This is a genomic window from Microbacterium songi, from assembly GCF_042747925.1.
GTDB lineage: Bacteria > Actinomycetota > Actinomycetes > Actinomycetales > Microbacteriaceae > Microbacterium.
The window spans coordinates 131,099-149,771 of record NZ_JBHZIE010000010.1; the positions used below are offsets into that span (position 1 = coordinate 131,099).

An 18,673-nucleotide genomic window follows, 5' to 3' on the forward strand; every position below is an offset into this window, starting at 1 on the left:
ACCTGGACCTTCCCCCTTCACTCCGCGCCCGGGCGGGGTGCGACGACGCCGCGCGCACACGCCTCGCCTGGTCGTGGGCGTCTCCGTGGCACCGGAGCGGGAGCGGTGACAGGGGCCGTCGTGGCCGTGCTGCTGAGTGCGCTGATGCTGCTGGGTCCCGGCGGCGCCGCGACGGCCCAGGCCGCGACACCGTCACCGACGCCCTCCCCCTCCGCGACGGTGGATACGGGGATCGTGGAGTTCACGCTCTCACCGAGCGGCAGCGGCGTCGTTCCCGTCGGAAGCGCACTCACGGTGTCGGTGACCATCCGCAACGGCACCGACCTCCCGGTCGACGGCGCCCGGGTCTCGCTCGGTGTCGGCGCCGGAGCCTTTCCCGACCGCGCTGCCCTCTCCGCCTGGCTCGAAGCCACCGGTCCCGACGCTCTCCAGGGTGTCGCCGAGGTGGGAGCCGCCGATCTGGCCTCCGTGTCCGCGCACTCCGTGCAGACCGGCGTCATCCAGGTGACGCCCGACAACCCCGCGCTCGCCGGCCGCGGCCCGGGCGTCTATCCCCTGGTGGCGTCGTACCCGACGACATCGGGAACGGTGACATCCACCAGCGCGCTGATCATCCCCGCCACCCCGACGTCCGCCACCCCCGTCGGCGTCGTCGTGCCGCTCACGGCGGGTCCGCTCTCCTCGGGACTGCTCACGACGGGGCAGCTGACCGCGCTGACCGCCGACGACGGCGCCCTCACCGCGCAACTGGATGCCGTCGCGGGCACGGCGGCGATCCTGGCTGTCGATCCGGCGATCCCCGCCTCGATCCGCGTGCTCGGCACCGCGGCCCCCCTGCGTGCGACCCAGTGGCTCGAGCGCCTCGAGGCTCTGCCCAACTCGCGCTTCGCGCTGCAGTTCGGCGACGCCGACGTCGCGGCCCAGCTGCAGACCGGCCGGGGCGAGCCGGCGCAGCCCACGTCGTTCTCGTCGTACCTCCAGCCCGCGAACTTCGCCGTGTCATCGTCACCGGCCCCCGACGACGCCACCGCGGCGCCCACCGAGACCCCTGCGTCGTCCGGCCCCACGAGCGCACCCTCTCCCAGTGCCGACCCCGTCGATCCGTCGGCGCCGGTGTACCCCACGACCGAAGAACTGGTGGCTGTGGGTGGCCGGGCGAACGTCTACTGGCCAGCCACGGGCACAGTGGGCTCGTCGGAGGTCACCGCGTTGGGCGCCATCGCCGCGGCAGACCAGGCGTCGCTGACGCTCGTGTCGTCCCGCTCGACTACGGCGGGCGGCACGGGATCGACCGTGGCGGCGCCGGGGTCCACCGGCGATGCGTCGGTCCTCGTCTACGACACCGACATCTCGGCAGCGCTCGGTGACGCCTCCTCCCGCGACGATCTCACCGAACGTGGCGCGGCACTGACCGCGGCGAGCGCGTACCTCGCCTTCGCCGCGACCGAGACCGGCGGCCGGCCGCTCCTGGTCACGATCGACCGCGTGGAATCCCGCTCCACCCTGGGCCTCCGGGCCGCGATCACCGCGGCGACTCAGGCCACCGGTGTGACCGCGGTCGACCTCGGGGCGTTGACGGATGCCGCATCCCAGCCCGTCCAGCTCGCGCAGGTCGTTCCAGACGAGACGCGGGTGGCCGCGGCATCCGCTCTGTTCGATTCCGAGCAGACACTGAGCCGGTTCGCCACCGTCCTGGAGGACCCCACTCTGCTGACCGGACGTGAACGCGCCGAACTGCTGCAGGTGCTCGGCAACGGCTGGTCGCCGCAGCCCGACGCGTGGCAGTCGGCGCTCACCGCGCACCGTGACGAGACCGCGAAGACGCTCGACTCGGTCGGGATCCTTCCGCCGGGCACGATCAACCTCATCAGCAAGGGCGCCGGCCTGCCGGTGTGGGTGCGCAACGATCTGCCGTGGCCCATCACCGTCGTGCTGGAGGCGTCGCCGAACGATCTGCGCCTCGAGGTGCAGCCGCAGGTCGAGGTCGCGGCCGGCGCCAGCAGCAATACGAGCGTGAAGGTGCCCGTCGAAGCGCGTGTCGGCAACGGCGAGGTCACCGTGGACTTCCAGTTGCGCAGCACCACCTACGAGCCGATCGGGAGTCCGCAGACGCTCGTGGTGAACGTCCACGCCGACTGGGAGGGCATCGGAGTGGTCGTGCTGGCGGTCCTGGCCGCCGCGTTCGTGATCTTCGGCCTCATCCGCACCGTGCTGCGACGACGCCGGGCGCGGAAGGCGTCGACGGATGCCCCGGCCGACGTTCCCGCCGACACCGGTGCGTCAGCGGACGGTGCTTCTGCCGATGGTCCCTCCGCGGACGAGGACTCCCGATGAGCGGGCTCGGCCGCGCCAGCCTCGTCATCGGCGCCGGCACGATCGCGTCGCGCCTCTCGGGTCTGCTCCGCACCATCGTCCTGGTCGGCGCGATCGGCGCGGTCGGCCGAGCGACGGACGCATTCACCGTCGCCAATACGCTGCCGAACACGATCTTCGCCATCATCTCGACCGGCATCCTGACGGCCGTGATCGTGCCGCAGATCGTCAAAGTCAGCGCAGACCCCGATGGCGGGCACGCCTTCATCTCGAAGCTGTTCACGCTCGGAACGGTCGTGCTTCTCCTGACGGCCGCCGTCGCCACGGCCGCCGCACCTCTGCTGGTGCGCTTGTACGCACCGGACTTCACGGATGCCCAACTGGCCCTTGCGACGGCATTCGCCTACTGGTGCATGCCGCAGATCTTCTTCTACGGCCTCTACGCCCTGATGGGCGAGACTCTCAACGCCCGTCGTGTGTTCGGACCGTTCACTTGGGCTCCGATCGTCAACAACGCGGTGTCGATCGCGGGCTTCCTGGTCTTCATCGCCCTCTTCGGCGGCCCGCGGTTCCAACTGGCGGGCTGGACGCCGGACATGGTCGCCGTCCTCGGCGGCACGGCAACCCTCGGAATCGTGCTGCAAGCCGGCATCCTCGGGATCTTCTGGCGACGAGCGGGGCTCCGTCTGCGGCCCGATTTCCGATGGAGAGGAGTGGGCCTCCGCCACATCGGACGGCTCGCCGGGTGGACGTTCCTGATGGTCATCGCCGGTCAGGTGGCGGGTCTCATCCAGTCCCGCGCGGTGTCCGCGGCATCCGGTGATTTCCCCGCTCAGACGGTCATGGCCAACGCCTGGCTCATCTTCATGCTCCCGTACTCCGTCATCGTGCTGTCGATCGGAACGCCCTACTTCACGAGACTCAGCGAGCACGCGGTGGCCGGCCGACACGATGACGTACGCCGTGACATCGAGAGCAGCATCCGCACGCTCGGCTTCTTCATCGTGATCGCAGCCGCCGCCCTCGCCGTCGCTGCCGTTCCCGCGTCGCGGATCTTCACCAACAACCCCGCCGACGCGGTGGCCGCGGCCCGGGTGCTGCTCTGCTACCTCGTCGCCCTCCTTCCCCTCGCTGTCCTCTTCGTGATCCAGCGGACGTTCTACGCCTACAACGACACCCGCACGCCCTTCTTCTTCACCCTCCTGCAGTGCGCTCTCGTCATCGCCGGCGCCCTCATCGCCACGGCCGTCCTCCCGGCCGAGTATCTGGCAGCGGGGGTGGCGCTCGGCCAATCCCTGGCGAGCATCGTGCAGGTCATCGTCGCGACGTGGCTGCTGCACCGACGTCGAGGAGGAATCGGCGTCGCGTCCTGGTCAGCAGCCCTCGCACGCTTCGTCGTGGCCGCGATACCGGCCGCCGCGGCCGGGTGGCTCGTGTACGTCCTGCTCGGCGGGGCCGACGGCTGGATACTGTCGGACAAACTGCCCGGCGCGATCGGGGCGGCCCTCATCGGCTCGACCTGCATCGTCGTGTACGTCGGGGTGCTCGCCGCCTTCCGGGCACCGGAGATCGCCGTCGCACAGCAGATCCTGCGGCGCTTCCTGCCGAAGAAGTGATCCACGAATTCCTCTTACACGCTGAGAGCCCCCCGGCCGCGGAATGCCGCGCGACTACCATGTGTTGAGGCATGAGTCGGGCAGAGAGCCTGGCGATGCGCGCGCCGCCCGAAAGGGCGGCACCGCGAGCCATCGAGGAGATCGAAGTGCGTCAGGTCATCATCATCGGATCCGGCCCCGCCGGGTACACCGCGGCTGTGTATGCGGCGCGCGCCAACCTCGAGCCGCTCGTCGTGGCGAGTTCGGTCGAGGCCGGTGGCGAACTCATGAACACGACCGAGGTCGAGAACTTCCCTGGTTTTCCGGACGGCATCCAAGGCCCCGAGCTCATGGAGAAGATGCAGGCGCAGGCCGAGAGGTTCGGTGCCGAGGTGCTGTACGACGACGTCGTGAACCTCGACCTGGACGGTCCTGTCAAGACCGTCACGCTCGGCTCCGGCGCCGTGCACGAGGCGTACGCGGTCATCTACGCCACGGGCTCCGCCTACCGCAAGCTGGGCCTGCCGGGCGAGGACCGGCTATCGGGTCGCGGCGTCTCCTGGTGCGCGACCTGCGACGGCTTCTTCTTCCGTGAGCGCACGATCGCGGTCGTCGGCGGCGGCGACTCGGCTATGGAAGAGGCGACATTCCTCACGCGCTTCGCGTCCAAGGTCTACGTGATCCACCGCAAGGACACCCTGCGTGCCTCGAAGATCATGCAGGAGCGGGCACACGCGAACGACAAGATCGAGTTCCTCTTCAACAGCGAGGTCATCGACGTCCTGGGCGAGGACGCCGTGAACGGTGTCGTCCTGCGCGACACCGTCAACGGTTCCACGCGCGAATTGCCCCTCGACGGGCTCTTCGTCGCGATCGGCAACGATCCGCGCACGCACCTGGTGCACGACAAGCTCGAGCTGACGCCGGAGGGCACCATCTGGGTCGACGGTCGCTCGTCGCGCACCTCGGTCCCGGGTGTCTTCGCCGCGGGTGACGTCATCGATCCCACGTACCGGCAGGCGGCCACCGCCGCCGGAAGCGGCACGGTGGCGGCGCTCGACGCCGAGCACTTCCTCGCCGCCCTCGGCGAGGCCGGGGCCCCCGAGGTGTTCGACGACCAGATCGAGAACCTCGCCGGCGCCGACGCCTGAGCAGCCCGCGGGAACATTTCCGCGGTGCCCGATGTTTCACGCAATGACAGTTTTCGACAGAAGGAGAAAGACATGACCGCCAAGGCAACAAGCTCGAGCACGTGGGATCAGGACGTCCTGCAGGCAGAAGGGCCTGTGCTGGTGGACTTCTGGGCTGCGTGGTGCGGTCCGTGTCGCATGGTGGCGCCCGTTCTGGACGAGATCCAGTCCGAGAACCCCGACAAGATCACGATCCTCAAGCTCAACGTCGACGAGAACCCCGATCTCGCCATGAAGTACCAGATCACGTCGATTCCGGCGATGAAGGTCTTCCAGGGTGGAGAGGTCAAGACGACCATCATCGGCGCGAAGCCGAAGTACGCCCTCGAGAAGGACCTCGCAGACTTCATCGCGTGACGCACGACGTCGACGTCATGCCGAGACACGGCTGACGCACAGAGCCCCGCGGTCCATTCGGACCGCGGGGCTTCCTCGTATCAGGGCGTGCGTGCGATGTTCACGAGACGTCGGCCCGCACGACGGCGTCCCATCGTCGGTGGGTGTTCGCGTCACCGAGGAGGCGCCAGACGGCAGGCGTCAGCGGCGGGTAGTCGAGGGAGATCTGCCGGAGCACCCGGTAATGGCGCGCGGCGTTCGGACGGGAGCCCCCGTTGGCGGCGATGTTCTCCGCGCGGAGGATGAACACGACGAGCTCGTCCACGCTCGGCAGATCTTCCATGAAATCCCAGGGATCCTCGCCTTCACGCAGGCGCTCTTCGATGAGGGATTCGCGTTCGTCGGATGCCTCTGCCCGCAGTACCTCCAGGCTCGCCCTCCTCGGGATCGAGTCTTCACGTGCGGACATACGACAAGCCTACGACGACCTCCGGCACAGGGCGCGCTCGTGCGCGGGAAGCGAACGAGCGTGCCGATCACTCCGGCGGTTCAGACGGCGCCGTAGCCTTCCTCACCCATCTCCGACAGGATCCGGTTCAGATCTTGAATGGTCGCGAAATCTATGTTGATCTGGCCTTTTCTCGCCGACAGTGAGATCTTTACGGTCGTGTTGAGGCGATCACCGAGGCGCTCCGCCACTTCGTCGAGGTGTCCCCGACGAGCGCCTGCCGTGGGCTTGGGCCGCCGCGTGCGTGGAGAACCCGTCCCCTTGGCGACGGCTTCCGCCGCACGGACGGAGAGGTCCTCGTTCACGATCTTGTCCGACAGGCGCTGCATGGCGTCCTCGTCCTCGAGGGACAGGATGGCACGGGCGTGACCCGCGCTGAGTACGCCGGCGGCAACGCGCTGCTGCACGGGGATCGGCAGCTTCAACAGACGGATGGTGTTGCTGATCTGCGGGCGGGAACGGCCGATCCGAGCGGCCAGGACTTCCTGTGTGATGCCGAAGTCCGCGAGCAGCTGCTCGTACGCGGAGGCCTCCTCCAGAGGATTGAGTTCCGACCGGTGGAGATTCTCCAGAAGTGCATCACGGAGAAGGTTCTCGTCGGCCGTCTCGCGGACGACCGCGGGTATCGAGCTCAACCCCGCTTCCCGCGCCGCCCGCGTCCGACGTTCCCCCATGATCAGCTCATACGCGCCTTCCTCGGTGAGGCGTACGACGACGGGCTGAAGGACGCCGAACTCGCGGACGCTATGCACCAACTCCGCGAGATCGTCCGCATCGAAGTTCGTCCGCGGCTGGCGCGGGTTGGGAACGATGTCGTTCGGATCGAGAGAGATCAGGCGCGCGCCCGGCACCTCCACGAGGCCTCCGGACGGCGGGGCCCCTGCATCATCAGCCGAATCGGCGGTGATCGTGGGACCGTCCCCTGATACCACCGACCCTCGTCGCGCGTCACGGCTGCGCGAGTCCTCATCGGCGGAAGAGACCTCTTGCACCGATGAGCGCGACCCTTCCGGGAAGAAGACATCGACGGGGCGCGCTTCGCTGGGCTCCGCGGTGGGGATGAGCGCTCCGATTCCCCGACCGAGGCCTGTTCTCTTCGCCATTACAGGCTCTCCTCGTCATTCATCTGCGCGGATGTCTCTCGAGAAACACGCGTCTCGTTCTCTCCGGGTGTCGATGTTTCACGTGAAACACTCGATTCATCTCCCGGCGGCAGTGATGTTTCACGTGAAACATCACTGTCCCGCTTCATCAGCTCCACGGCCGCTTCCCGGTAGGCGACAGCGCCCGCTGACTGGCCGTCGTAGGCGATCACCGTCTGGCCGAAGCTCGGAGCTTCCGACACCCGGACCGAACGGGGAATGACGGTACGCAGGACCTCCGCGGGAAAGTGGGTGCGGACCTCCTCGGCCACCTGCTGGGCGAGCTTGGTGCGACCGTCGTACATGGTCAAGAGGATCGTCGACAGGTGGAGACGGGGATTCAGATGCTTCTGGATCATCTTCACGGTGCCGAGCAGCTGGCTCAGCCCTTCCAGCGCGTAATACTCACACTGGATCGGGATGAGGAGCTCCTGCGCAGCCGCGAACGCGTTGATCGTCAGCAGACCGAGCGACGGCGGACAATCGATGATGATGAAGTCGAGGCGCTCGTCGAGGCTGGCGACGTACTCGTCCACCGCCGTCCTCAGGCGATACTCGCGCGCGACCTGCGTGACGAGCTCGATCTCTGCGCCCGCGAGGTGGATGGTGCTGGGCGCACACAGGAGGGAACGCGACTCCGGGCTTTCCTGAATGATGTCCACGAGGGGAAACTCGTCAATCAGGACATCGTACACACTCGGAGTGTCGGCGGTGTGCGTCACGCCCAACGCGGTGGAGGCGTTCCCTTGCGGATCGAGGTCGATCACAAGCACCCGAGCGCCGACGGACACCAGCGCGGCGGCCATATTCACGGCCGTCGTGGTCTTGCCGACACCGCCCTTCTGGTTCGACACCGTGATGATGCGCGTCCGGCCCGAGAACTCCACCTGCGCGCCCTGTAACGACTTCCGGCGAGCCGTGAGGTCAGCCAGCTCGCGAGCAAGCGGCGTGTCGAAGCTGTCCAGGGAGAAGGGGGCCGCGACGGGTGCGTCGTCGGATTGTTTCACGTGAAACACTCTCCCATTCCGTTGTGGTGCAACCGTCCCAGTCTACGGGGGACATCTCCGCGTCCCGAGAACGACCGAAGGGCGCTGCGGATGTTTCACGTGAAACATCCGCTCACCCACGCCTCATCCGTACGACAGGACACCGTCGACACGTCGGTCTTTCGGTGCTTACCTGCCGACGGTCGCCCGGAAGACGCGCGTCGGCTGCTCGAGGTGCGCGGCTCCGACCGCCTCCACACGGACCTCGGACAGTTTGTGTGCGCGAATCTGCTTCTGCGCCGCCTGAATCTCATTGTCGACGCTCGCGCCTTTGAGCAGAATCAGCTCGCCACCGGCGCGCACCAGGGGAGCGGTCAGCGGAATGAGTGTCTTCAAGGCGCTCACCGCACGCGCGGTGACCATATCGAGAACGGGCCCGAACGGCCACTCTTCGGCCCGCGCACGGACGATCTCCACGTTGGAGAGTCCGAGCGAAGCGACCTGCTCTTCGAGCCATGCCACACGGCGCTCCATGGGTTCGATGAGGACCAACGACACGTCCGGGCGGGCGATGGCGAGCACGAGACCGGGGAGTCCGGCGCCGGACCCCACGTCCCCGACGCGGCCTGCGAAGAGCGGAGCCACGATCGCACTGTTGATCACATGCCGCGACCACAAACGCGCCGGCTCGAGGGGGCCGATGAGACCACGTTCCTCGCCGTGCGCGGCGAGAGCCTCGACGAACTGACGAGCGGAATCGATCCGATCGCCGAACAGGTCGGCGGCGATCGACGGCTCGCGCTCCCACCGCGCGTCCGCGGACGTCGAATCGGGATCAGCCACGCCGGATGACGGTGTGTCGGTCGTTTCCCTCACCGTACGACTCGGATATAAACCCCCGGTCAGAGGCAATATCGTGCACGAGTTTGCGCTCATAGCTCGACATCGCGGGCAAGGACGCTTGCGTGGCGCCCTCGTCCAGACGCGATATCGCTCGATCCACCAGGGTCTCGAGCTCGCGCCGGCGCGTGTCACGCGAACCCCCGATGTCGAGGATCAGGCGGGAGAAGCGCCCCGTCTGGTTCTGCACGGCGATACGGGTGAGCTCCTGGAGCGCCTGCACGGTGTCGGGGGCGGAAAGCAGACGGAGGGAATCGGCGTCGTCGTTCTCGACCGACACGTAGGCGCGTCCAGCGCGGACGTCCATCGCGAGGTCTCCGTCGATGTCGGTGATGTCGAGAAGTCCCTCGAGATAATCGGCTGCGACATCACCTTCCTGCTCGAGCTGTTCGACCGTGGGGTCGGTGTGATCGGCCGGCGTGGCATCCGCGGGCTCGGTCGACGTCTGGTCAGAGGTGCTGGTCATGAAGATCCTCGAGGCTGTGAAACGGTCGTCGGGTCAGGTCAGCTGGTGGCGGGCTCGCCTGATGCGGCGTCGCCCGAGACTTTGGGCTCGGGCCGAGTGGCTGCGGTGGCGCCGTTCGGGGGCGACTTCGACGCATCTTTGCGCACCGGCTGCTGCTGCTTCTTCGCCCGCTGCTTCCCGACGGGCTGCTGCCGCTTCGGTGCTGCAGCCTTGGCCTTCTCGGCGATTTCGAGCAGGCGCTGCTGCTCGGCCTGGTACTTCTCGAGAGTCGTGATCTTGCCGTTCGAATCGATCGCCTTGCCCTTGCGAGCGAGACGTTCTTCCCGCAGTTTGGCTGCTTCCGAGCCGGGCGTCGGCATGTTCCTGATGACCAGGAACTGCTGCACCATCGTCCAGATGTTGCTGGTGAACCAGTAGATGACGACGCCGAGCGGGAAGAAGACACCCGAGAAGATGAAGGCGAACGGCAGGACGTACAGCATGATCTTCTGCATCTGGTACGCCTGGCCGGTCTTGGCCTCGGGCGACAGATTCTTCGAGATGATCTGCAGCTGCGTGAGGAACTGCGACGTGATCATGAGGATGACGAGCACCACGAGGATCCCTACCGTCACCTCCCAGCCGTCCGGGCGGGTCTCCCATGCGCCGACGAGGGTGTCGTGCAGTGACGCGACTCCGAAGAGCTTCGCTTCGTAGAACTCCTGCGTCAATGCGGGCGTCAGAGGCCCGACGCCACCGTCGCCTGCCTGGGCGTGCACCTGGATCGAGCTGAGAGTGCTGTACAGCGAGAAGAACACGGGCATCTGCACCAGCAGAGGCAGACAGCCCGAAACCGGTGACGTGCCGTGCTTCTTGTACAGCGCCATGGTTTCGCGACTCATGGCTTCGCGAGAGAGCTGGTCTTTCTTGCCCTTGTACTTCTCTTGAACTTTCCGCAGTTCAGGAGCGATTTCCATCATCTTTCGCTGGCTCTTGATCTGCTTGACGAACAGCGGGATCAGAGCAGAGCGCACGACGACGACGAGTCCGACGATGGAGAGCACCCATGTGATGCCGGCCGCGGGATCCATCCCGAAGAACGTGAAGACCGAGTGGAAGGCGACGAGGACGAGCTCCACCACCCACTTGAGTGGCCAGAGGATGATTCCCAACAGATCCGGCACGGGATCAGTCCTTTCTCGGGGGCACGACGAAACCGTGCGGCGTCAGATCGTGGCGGAAACTGCGGTGTGCAGGCACATCGTCGATTCCGCCTTCCGCCCAGGGGTGGCAACGGGCGATGCGTGCAGCCGACAGCGCGGAACCTTTGACGGCACCGTGCTGCTGCACGGCGCCGACAGCGTAGGCAGAACACGAAGGGTAGTACTTGCACACATCGCCATAGGTATGAGAAATCGTCGCACGATAACCATGGAGAAAGGCGAGAACGGCGTTACGCGGCAGAAGCGGCAGAGAAGTCCAGAGGCCGGATGCCTCGAAACGGCCTTCTCCCGTGGCCGACACCGGCAGAGTGGTCGCGCTCATGCGGCTCTCGCCATCAGGCAGCGCGACACTTCATCGCGAAGTTCCGCGTAGGAAGCGGTGGAGGCACCGGGAAGGACACGGATCACCACGTCCGCTCCCGGTTTGATCACGGGGAGAGCTTCAGCGCAGACGGCCTTGAGTCGGCGGCGTAGGGTGTTGCGCATCACCGCGGAACCGACCTTCTTGCTGACGATGAAACCGAAACGCGGAACGCGCAGCTCATCGGTCATGGTGACGTACGTCACCGTGCGCGCCCCGGCACACCGACCGCCCCTGCGGACGACGGCCTTGTAATCCGTCCCGCGAGTGAGTCGGTTCGCCCGGGGCAGCACAACTCGATCTCAGGCTGAGAGCTCGGTGCGCCCCTTGGAGCGACGAGCCGAGAGGATCGCACGGCCGGCACGCGTGTGCATACGGGCGCGGAAGCCGTGCTTCTTGGCACGACGACGGTTGTTGGGCTGAAAAGTGCGCTTGGTCATTGGGGATCACTTCCGGATCAGGTGTCACCGGGATGCTCGAGCCGGAGACGAAGGAGTCGGGACAGCCCACGAAGGGCATAAGTCAACCGATTCAGATTACGTCGTGACGGGCCATAACTCAAACTGGAGCGCTGCAGCGGCATTATCCACAGTGGGTGGGCACGAGCCGGTCAGGACACGCGACCGCATCTACAGTGGAGTTTGCTCCCGTGGCGCCTGCTGACTAGCGTAGCTCCGGCAGTTATCCACAGGTTCGATGCGATCTCGTCGCTCGCCTGCCGCCACCGAACGTCCCGGGGGGGCAATGTCTCAGCACGATATTCCGGATGTTCCCATCTGGTCCAAAGTGCTCGACGAGCTCTCCGGTGACGACCGCGTCACTCCGCAGCTGCAGGGCTTCCTGAGCCTGGCAGCGCCGCAGGGCGTGATGGGGGGAACGCTGTATCTCGACGTCCCCAACGATCTGACGGCGGCGCAGATCAACAAACGCATGCGCGCGCCCATCATGGAGGCGCTCGCTGTCCTCGATGAAGGCGTCGCCACCTTTCGCGTGGTCGTCAACCCCGAACTGGTGGACGCACATCTGACCGCACCCATCACCGTGCAGCCGATCGAGACTCCGACGCCGATCGCCATGTCGCGACCCACGACCGACGACGGCACCGACACGGTCGCATCCGTCTCGCGCAGCGACACCCGCCTGAATCCGAAGTACACGTTCGACAATTTCGTGATCGGGCAGTCCAACCGTTTCGCCCACGCGGCTGCCGTCGCGGTCGCGGAGGCCCCTGCCAAGGCGTACAACCCGCTCTTCATCTACGGCGACTCCGGTCTCGGCAAGACCCACCTCCTGCACGCCATCGGCGACTACGCCGTCAGCATGTACCCGGGTGTGCGCGTGCGATACGTCTCCAGCGAAGAGTTCACGAACGACTTCATCAACTCGATCGCGAACAACCGCGGCTCGGCCTTCCAGGCGCGCTACCGAGATGTCGACATCCTGCTGATCGACGACATCCAGTTCCTGCAGGGGCGCGCCGAGACGCAGGAAGCGTTCTTCCACACGTTCAACACACTTCACGATCACGACAAGCAGGTCGTGATCACGAGCGATGTCCCCCCCAAGCACCTGACCGGATTCGAAGACCGCATGCGCAGCCGCTTCGAGTGGGGTCTCATCACCGACGTGCAGGCGCCCGACCTGGAAACCCGCATCGCGATCCTCCGCAAGAAGGCGCAGAGCGAGCGACTGCAGATCCCCCCGGAGGTCATGGAGTACATCGCCTCGGTGGTCTCCTCGAACATCCGCGAGCTCGAGGGTGCGCTCATCCGAGTGTCCGCATTCGCCAGCTTGAACCGGTCGACCCTCGACATGTCGCTCGCGCAGACGGTCCTCCGGGACATCATCGAGCAGGACGACGCGAACGTGATCTCCCCGACGGACATCATCACCGCGACCGCGCAGTACTTCAAACTGTCGGTCGACGACCTCTACGGATCGAGCCGCTCACAGGCCGTCGCAACGGCGCGACAGATCGCGATGTACCTCTGCAGGGAGCGGACCAGCCTCTCCCTGCCCAAGATCGGCCAGCTGTTCGGCAACAGAGACCACACCACGGTCATGTACGCCTACAAGAAGATCAGCGACCTGATGAAGGAGCGGCGCTCGCTCTACAACCAGGTCACCGAGATCACGGCCCAGCTCGGCCGCGTCGGTCGCTGACGGCATCCGTCGACCTCGCCGGCGGATGCCGTGCACATCGTCTCGCGTCGAGCCCTGACATTCCCCGAGACGTTCTTGACACCTCGCTTCGCATCCGCCATTATCGCGGTTCTGCACAGTGTGGATAACCTGTGGATAACTTCGATTTCGCGAGGCAACCCTGTGTACGCAGAAGGACATCCTGTGGATGAACGGGGGACAGCCGGTGACGCGACCGAGAACGACAACCAACTCCTCCTCAGCCGTTCCACATCTCACACGCGTGTAGTTCCGGTGAGCCGACAGGGATCGCTCGAGTTGTCCACACTTTCCACAGGCGTTAACAAGATGACACTTAACTCTCTCTATGAATCCTCGTCCGATCACCTCAAGGGCAGCCCACGGGCGAACAGCAGCGCTCGACGGCGGGCACTAACATGAAAGAGCCATACGCGACGTCAAGGGAGCGCCAGTGAAGTTTCACGTCAACCGAGATGTGTTCAGCGAGGCCGTTTCGTTCGTGGTCAAGCTCCTGCCACAGCGCAATCCTCAGCCGATCCTCGCCGGTGTGCTGATCGAGGCGTCCGAGGCCGGGCTGTCCCTTGCCGCTTTCGACTACGAGGCATCCGCTCGCACCACGATCGAGGCGACCGTCGACGAACCGGGCACGATCCTCGTGCACGGCCGTCTGCTGTCCGAGATCGCGAGCCGGCTGCCCAATGCCCCGATCCAGATCGAGGTCGACGACGACGGTGGCATCGTCCTCAGCTGTGGTTCTGCTCGCTTCACGCTCGCGTCGATGCCGGTGCAGGAATACCCGGCGATCCCCGAGGTGAGCGGAGATTCCGGACTGGTGCCGGCCGAAGACTTCGCGACGGCCATCGCCCAGGTCGCCTTCGCCGCGTCGCGCGACGACGTGACGCCTGTCCTCACGGGCGTGCAGCTCGAAGTCAGCGGAACGAGCTTGAGCCTCGTCGCCACCGACCGCTATCGCGTCGCGCTGCGTGAGATCCCGTGGGACGGCGGCTCCACAGCATCCGAGGAATCGACCACCGCACTCGTACCCGCTCGGACGTTGCAGGAGGTCGGTAAGACCTTCGCTCACGGCGGAGACATCACGATCGCGTTCTCGGGTGCCGGCGACCGCGAGATCATCGCCTTCACCGCAGGCAACAAGACGGTGACCTCGCTGCTGATCAAGGGAAACTTCCCTCCTGTCCGCCGCTTGTTCCCCGACGTCACCGAGCACCACGCGGTCGTCAACACCGCCGAGCTCGTCGAAGCGGTGCGTCGTGTGGCGCTCGTGCTGGATCGTTCCGCGCCGTTGCGGTTCACCTTCACCACCGACCGTGTGTCGATGGATGCCTCGGGCACTGAGCAGGCGCGCGCCACGGAGTCGGTGGACGCCAACCTGGTGGGCGACGACGTCACGCTCGGTCTGAACCCGCAGTACCTGCTCGAGTCGCTGTCGGCGGTCCGCAGTGAGTTCGCTCGCATCACGTTCACCTCGAGCGACAACGCCAACAAGCTCAGCCCGGTGCTCGTGACCCCGCAGACATCTGTCGACAAGGGCGGCGCCGAGTCCTTCAAGTACCTGCTGCAGCCGAACCTGCTCCTGCGCTGACGCGACGGGCTCCGTCTCGGGCGCCGCGCTCCCTGGCTCCACGGCCGGCGGGTAGGTTCGAACCCCGTGTGGGTGGGGCCGATTAGGGTGACAGGGTGATCGTCGAGCACCTGAACCTCATCGACTTCCGCAACTACGCGGTCGCCGATGTCGCTCTGGTGCCCGGCCCGAACGTGTTCGTCGGCCGCAACGGCCAGGGCAAGACCAACCTCGCGGAGGCGATCGCGTTCCTGGCCACGCTGGGTTCGCACCGCGTCTCGACCGATGCCCCGATGGTGCGCGACGGTGCTGATGCCGCCATCATCCGCGCACGACTCTCGCACGACACCCGGCGGGTGCAGCTCGAGGTGCAGGTGAATCGTCAGGGATCGAACAAGGCGAGGGTGAACGGCGCCGCGGCCAAGGTCGCCGAGTTGCCCCGGTACGCGCAGGTCGTGCTCTTCGCACCGGAGGATCTGCAGATCGTGCGCGGCGACCCCTCGGTGCGTCGTCGCTTCGCCGACCAGTTGCTGATTCAGCGCACGCCGCGCCTCGCGGGCGTGCTGTCGGACTACGACCGCGTCCTGCGGCAGCGCACCGCGCTGCTCAAGTCCGCCAAGGCGCGCGGCATCCGCGGCGACGCGCTGTCGACGCTCGATGTGTGGGACGACAAGCTCGTCGCGCTCGGCACGGAGGTGATCGAGGCACGTCAGTCACTCGCCGCCGATCTGCGCGAGCCTCTTGCGCGAGCGTATTCGTCCATCGCCGGCGCAGATCATATGCCTGAGATCGAATGGGCTCTCTCCGTCGGTGGAGCCGACCCCGAAGACGGGACGACGACGCCGGATGCCGCGGCCTCCGGCTCGCTGACCGAGCAGTTCCGGTCGGCTCTGGCAGCAAAACGCTCGGCGGAGCTCGACCGCGGTCTGACGCTCGTCGGACCGCATCGGGATGATCTCGTCCTCCGGGTGCGGGGCCTGCCGGTGAAGGGATACGCGTCGCACGGCGAGTCGTGGTCGGTGGCGCTGTCGCTGCGGTTGGCCTCGGCCGACCTGTTGCGTGCGGAATCCCGCCTCGGCGACCCCGTCCTGATCCTCGACGACGTCTTCGCCGAGCTCGACACGGATCGACGCACGCGGTTGGCGGAGCTCGCCGCGGACTACGAGCAGGTCATCGTGACCGCTGCCGTCGAGAACGATGTGCCGCCGGGATTGCGTGCGCGTGTCATCCGCGTCGAAGCCGGATCCATCCTGGAGGCGGCAGATGCCTGAACCTTCGGCTGATGAGATCCCCGAGACGATCGCCACGTACCTGCGCCTGCGTGGTCTCGCACCGACGGCGCGCGCACATCGCCGGCGCAGACGACGTGATGACGACGAGAACGCGCCCTTCACGGCGGGCCGCGACCCTCGTGGACTCGGTGACGTGATGGCGGATCTGACGCGGACGGCGGGCTGGGACGCCCAGCTCGCTCAGGAGGACCTGGTGTTGCAGTGGGCTGAGGTCGCGGGCGCGGACACCGCGCAGCACACCACGCTGGCCTCGTTCAACGACGGCCAGTTGACCGTCCAGGCCGACTCGACCGCGTGGGCCAAGCAGCTGCAGTTGATGCGGTCGCAGATCCTCTCGGAAGTGGTGAGGCGGTTCCCCGACGCGGGGGTGCGGAGCATCCGCTTCATCGGGCCGGACGTCCCCTCCTGGAAATGGGGCATGAGAGCCATTCCAGGCCGTGGTCCGCGCGATACCTACGGATAAGCCACGTCCCGTCCCCTCCCGACGCATTTCATCGCCTCACAGAGGCGTATAGCCGAATTTCGGCGCGATCTCTTGGTAGACTGATCACTGGCCGATCTATCGATGTGGAGCGCTCGAACCTATGACGTCTCTGACCCCTGACAGTGTTCCCGACGAACCCGAAACACCGCGAACCGAGAACACTCCGCACGAATACGGGGCCGACGAGATCCAGGTACTGGAGGGTCTCGAGGCCGTGCGCAAGCGGCCGGGCATGTACATCGGCTCGACAGGTCCGCGCGGTCTCCACCACCTCGTGCAGGAGATCGTCGACAACTCGGTCGACGAGGCGCTCGCCGGCTACTGCGACACCATCCTCGTGACGATCCTTCCCGACGGCGGAGTCCGGGTCATCGACAACGGCCGCGGCATCCCCGTCGACATCCACAAGACCGAAGGCAAATCCACCGTCGAGGTCGTCCTCACCGTGCTGCACGCCGGCGGCAAGTTCGGCGGCGGCGGCTACGCGGTCTCGGGTGGCCTGCACGGTGTGGGCTCCTCCGTGGTGAACGCGCTGTCGACGCGTCTCGACGTCGAGGTGCGACGCCAGGGCCACGTTTGGCGGCAGTCGTTCCACAACGGCGGTGTGCCGATCGCGCCGCTCGAGCGCGGTGAGCAGAGCTCCGAGACCGGCACCACGATCACCTTCTGGGCCGATGACACGATCTTCGAGTCGGTCGACTACGACTACGACACCCTCCGCACGCGCTTCCAGCAGATGGCGTTCCTCAACAAGGGACTGCGCATCGACCTCACGGACGAGCGTCCCTCCTCGGCGTACGAGGAAGAGGTGACGGCGGGCGAGGTCGTGCTGCAGCAGCCGAACGACAGCTTCCTGTACGAGCGCGGTCTCGTCGACTACGTCGAGTATCTGAACAAGGTGCGCAAGGCCGACCACGTGAACGACGAGGTCATCGACTTCGAGTCGGAGGACACCGAGCGCAAGATCGCCCTGGAAGTGGCGATGCAGTGGACCACCAGTTACACCGAGAACGTCTTCACGTACGCCAACACCATCAACACGCACGAGGGCGGCACGCACGAGGAAGGGTTCCGCGCGGCGCTGACCACCCTGGTCAACAAGTACGCGCGCGCCAACGGCCTCCTCAAGGAGAAGGACGACAACCTGTCCGGCGAAGACGTCCGCGAGGGACTGACCGCGGTGATCTCGGTGAAGCTCTCCGAGCCGCAGTTCGAGGGTCAGACGAAGACGAAGCTCGGCAACACGGAGGCGAAGGCCTTCGTCCAGAAGGTCGTGGGCGATCGGCTCGGCGACTGGTTCGATCGCAATCCCGCGCAGGCGAGGAACATCATCCGCAAGGCGATCGACGCGGCGACCGCGCGCATGGCCGCGCGGAAGGCGCGGGAGACCGCACGTCGCAAGAGCGTCTTCGAGTCGGCGGCGATGCCCGACAAACTCAAGGACTGCACGAGCAAGGATCCCTCGATCAGCGAGATCTTCCTCGTCGAGGGAGACTCGGCCGGCGGTTCTGCGGTGCAGGGACGAGACCCCCACACCCAGGCGATCCTGGCGCTGCGCGGCAAGATCCTGAACGTCGAGCGCGCGCGGCTGGACCGTGCGCTCGGCAACCGCGAGGTGCAGGCGATGATCCAGGCCTTCGGCACGGGTATCGGCGAAGACTTCGACATCACCAAGGCGCGCTATCACAAGATCGTCCTCATGGCCGATGCCGACGTCGACGGCCAGCACATCACCACGCTGCTGCTGACCCTGCTCTTCCGGTACATGCGCGGGCTCATCGAAGCCGGTTTCGTCTACCTCGCCCAGCCGCCGCTGTACCGCTTGAAGTGGTCGAACTCACCGCACGAGTACGTCTACAGCGACAAAGAGCGCGATGTGCTCCTCGAGGCGGGGATCGCAAGCGGCAAGCGCATCCCGAAAGACAACGCGATCCAGCGCTACAAGGGTCTCGGCGAGATGAACGACAAGGAGCTGTGGGACACCACGATGGATCCGCAGACGCGGACGCTCCGCCAGGTCACCATCGACGACGCGGCATCCGTCGATGAGATCTTCTCCATCCTGATGGGCGAGGACGTCGAGTCACGCCGAGGGTTCATCCAGCGCAACGCCAAAGACGTGCGCTTCCTCGACATCTGATCCGCACCGCCGA

General features: G+C 66.3%; 18 protein-coding genes. 9 read left to right on the forward strand and 9 right to left on the reverse strand.

Features of this window, described 5'->3' with window-relative positions:
* Positions 1–105 precede the first annotated feature (105 nt).
* From ACFM35_RS11735 to trxA, 4 genes are all read left to right on the forward strand, one after another.
* Complete coding sequence (locus ACFM35_RS11735) at positions 106–2,334, forward strand: DUF6049 family protein (RefSeq protein ID WP_378842209.1); 2,229 nt, start codon at positions 106–108, stop codon at positions 2,332–2,334.
* Positions 2,331–3,929, forward strand: coding sequence for a murein biosynthesis integral membrane protein MurJ (gene murJ, locus ACFM35_RS11740; RefSeq protein WP_378842211.1), 1,599 nt, complete (start codon positions 2,331–2,333; stop codon positions 3,927–3,929). The genes ACFM35_RS11735 and murJ overlap by 4 nt, the downstream gene beginning before the upstream one ends.
* Before the next feature lie 146 nt (positions 3,930–4,075).
* Positions 4,076–5,059 carry a thioredoxin-disulfide reductase gene (gene trxB, locus ACFM35_RS11745; RefSeq protein ID WP_378843012.1) on the forward strand — a complete coding sequence of 328 codons (984 nt, stop codon included), beginning with the start codon at positions 4,076–4,078 and terminating at the stop codon, positions 5,057–5,059.
* A 72-nt stretch (positions 5,060–5,131) separates the two neighbouring features.
* Positions 5,132–5,455: a thioredoxin gene (gene trxA, locus ACFM35_RS11750; protein ID WP_378842213.1), complete on the forward strand. Its 324-nt coding sequence runs from the start codon at positions 5,132–5,134 to the stop codon at positions 5,453–5,455.
* A gap of 100 nt (positions 5,456–5,555) precedes the next feature.
* On the opposite strand, the gene ACFM35_RS11755 is transcribed toward trxA, so the two are convergent.
* The 9 genes from ACFM35_RS11755 to rpmH form a co-directional block, all read right to left on the reverse strand.
* The gene (locus tag ACFM35_RS11755) at positions 5,556–5,903 is read right to left on the reverse strand and encodes a tryptophan synthase subunit alpha (protein WP_378842215.1); all 348 of its coding nucleotides are present in this window, start codon (positions 5,901–5,903) and stop codon (positions 5,556–5,558) included.
* Between the two features lie 80 nt (positions 5,904–5,983).
* Positions 5,984–7,045, reverse strand: a complete 1,062-nt coding sequence (locus ACFM35_RS11760) for a ParB/RepB/Spo0J family partition protein (RefSeq protein ID WP_378842217.1) — start codon at positions 7,043–7,045, stop codon at positions 5,984–5,986.
* Positions 7,045–8,091 carry a ParA family protein gene (locus ACFM35_RS11765; protein ID WP_378842219.1) on the reverse strand — a complete coding sequence of 349 codons (1,047 nt, stop codon included), beginning with the start codon at positions 8,089–8,091 and terminating at the stop codon, positions 7,045–7,047. Before ACFM35_RS11765 ends, ACFM35_RS11760 begins: the two co-directional genes overlap by 1 nt.
* A gap of 168 nt (positions 8,092–8,259) precedes the next feature.
* Positions 8,260–8,913 (reverse strand): 16S rRNA (guanine(527)-N(7))-methyltransferase RsmG, encoded by a 654-nt coding sequence (gene rsmG / locus ACFM35_RS11770; RefSeq protein ID WP_378842221.1) that lies wholly within the window; start codon positions 8,911–8,913, stop codon positions 8,260–8,262.
* Complete coding sequence (locus ACFM35_RS11775; RefSeq protein WP_378842223.1) at positions 8,906–9,436, reverse strand: Jag family protein; 531 nt, start codon at positions 9,434–9,436, stop codon at positions 8,906–8,908. Before ACFM35_RS11775 ends, rsmG begins: the two co-directional genes overlap by 8 nt.
* Positions 9,437–9,474: 38 nt before the next feature.
* Positions 9,475–10,599 (reverse strand): membrane protein insertase YidC, encoded by a 1,125-nt coding sequence (gene yidC / locus ACFM35_RS11780; protein ID WP_378842225.1) that lies wholly within the window; start codon positions 10,597–10,599, stop codon positions 9,475–9,477.
* Between the two features lie 4 nt (positions 10,600–10,603).
* Entirely contained in the window at positions 10,604–10,960 is a 357-nt protein-coding gene (gene yidD, locus ACFM35_RS11785; protein WP_378842227.1) for a membrane protein insertion efficiency factor YidD, read from the reverse strand.
* Positions 10,957–11,292: a ribonuclease P protein component gene (gene rnpA, locus ACFM35_RS11790; RefSeq protein ID WP_378842229.1), complete on the reverse strand. Its 336-nt coding sequence runs from the start codon at positions 11,290–11,292 to the stop codon at positions 10,957–10,959. The genes yidD and rnpA overlap by 4 nt, the downstream gene beginning before the upstream one ends.
* Positions 11,293–11,301: 9 nt before the next feature.
* The gene (gene rpmH, locus ACFM35_RS11795) at positions 11,302–11,439 is read right to left on the reverse strand and encodes a 50S ribosomal protein L34 (protein WP_378842231.1); all 138 of its coding nucleotides are present in this window, start codon (positions 11,437–11,439) and stop codon (positions 11,302–11,304) included.
* 304 nt (positions 11,440–11,743) lie between these two features.
* Between rpmH and dnaA the strand changes: the two genes are divergently transcribed.
* The 5 genes from dnaA (at position 11,744) to gyrB (ending at position 18,660) form a co-directional block, all read left to right on the forward strand.
* On the forward strand, positions 11,744–13,162 hold the full coding sequence (dnaA, locus tag ACFM35_RS11800; RefSeq protein ID WP_378842233.1) for a chromosomal replication initiator protein DnaA: 1,419 nt from the start codon (positions 11,744–11,746) through the stop codon (positions 13,160–13,162).
* Between the two features lie 451 nt (positions 13,163–13,613).
* The gene (gene dnaN / locus ACFM35_RS11805) at positions 13,614–14,765 is read left to right on the forward strand and encodes a DNA polymerase III subunit beta (protein WP_378842235.1); all 1,152 of its coding nucleotides are present in this window, start codon (positions 13,614–13,616) and stop codon (positions 14,763–14,765) included.
* 95 nt (positions 14,766–14,860) lie between these two features.
* A complete protein-coding gene (recF, locus tag ACFM35_RS11810; protein WP_378842237.1) occupies positions 14,861–16,015 on the forward strand; it encodes a DNA replication/repair protein RecF in 1,155 nt (384 codons plus the stop codon).
* Positions 16,008–16,499: a DciA family protein gene (locus ACFM35_RS11815; RefSeq protein ID WP_378842239.1), complete on the forward strand. Its 492-nt coding sequence runs from the start codon at positions 16,008–16,010 to the stop codon at positions 16,497–16,499. Before recF ends, ACFM35_RS11815 begins: the two co-directional genes overlap by 8 nt.
* A gap of 121 nt (positions 16,500–16,620) precedes the next feature.
* A complete protein-coding gene (gene gyrB / locus ACFM35_RS11820; protein WP_378842241.1) occupies positions 16,621–18,660 on the forward strand; it encodes a DNA topoisomerase (ATP-hydrolyzing) subunit B in 2,040 nt (679 codons plus the stop codon).
* The last annotated feature ends 13 nt before the right edge of the window (positions 18,661–18,673 follow it).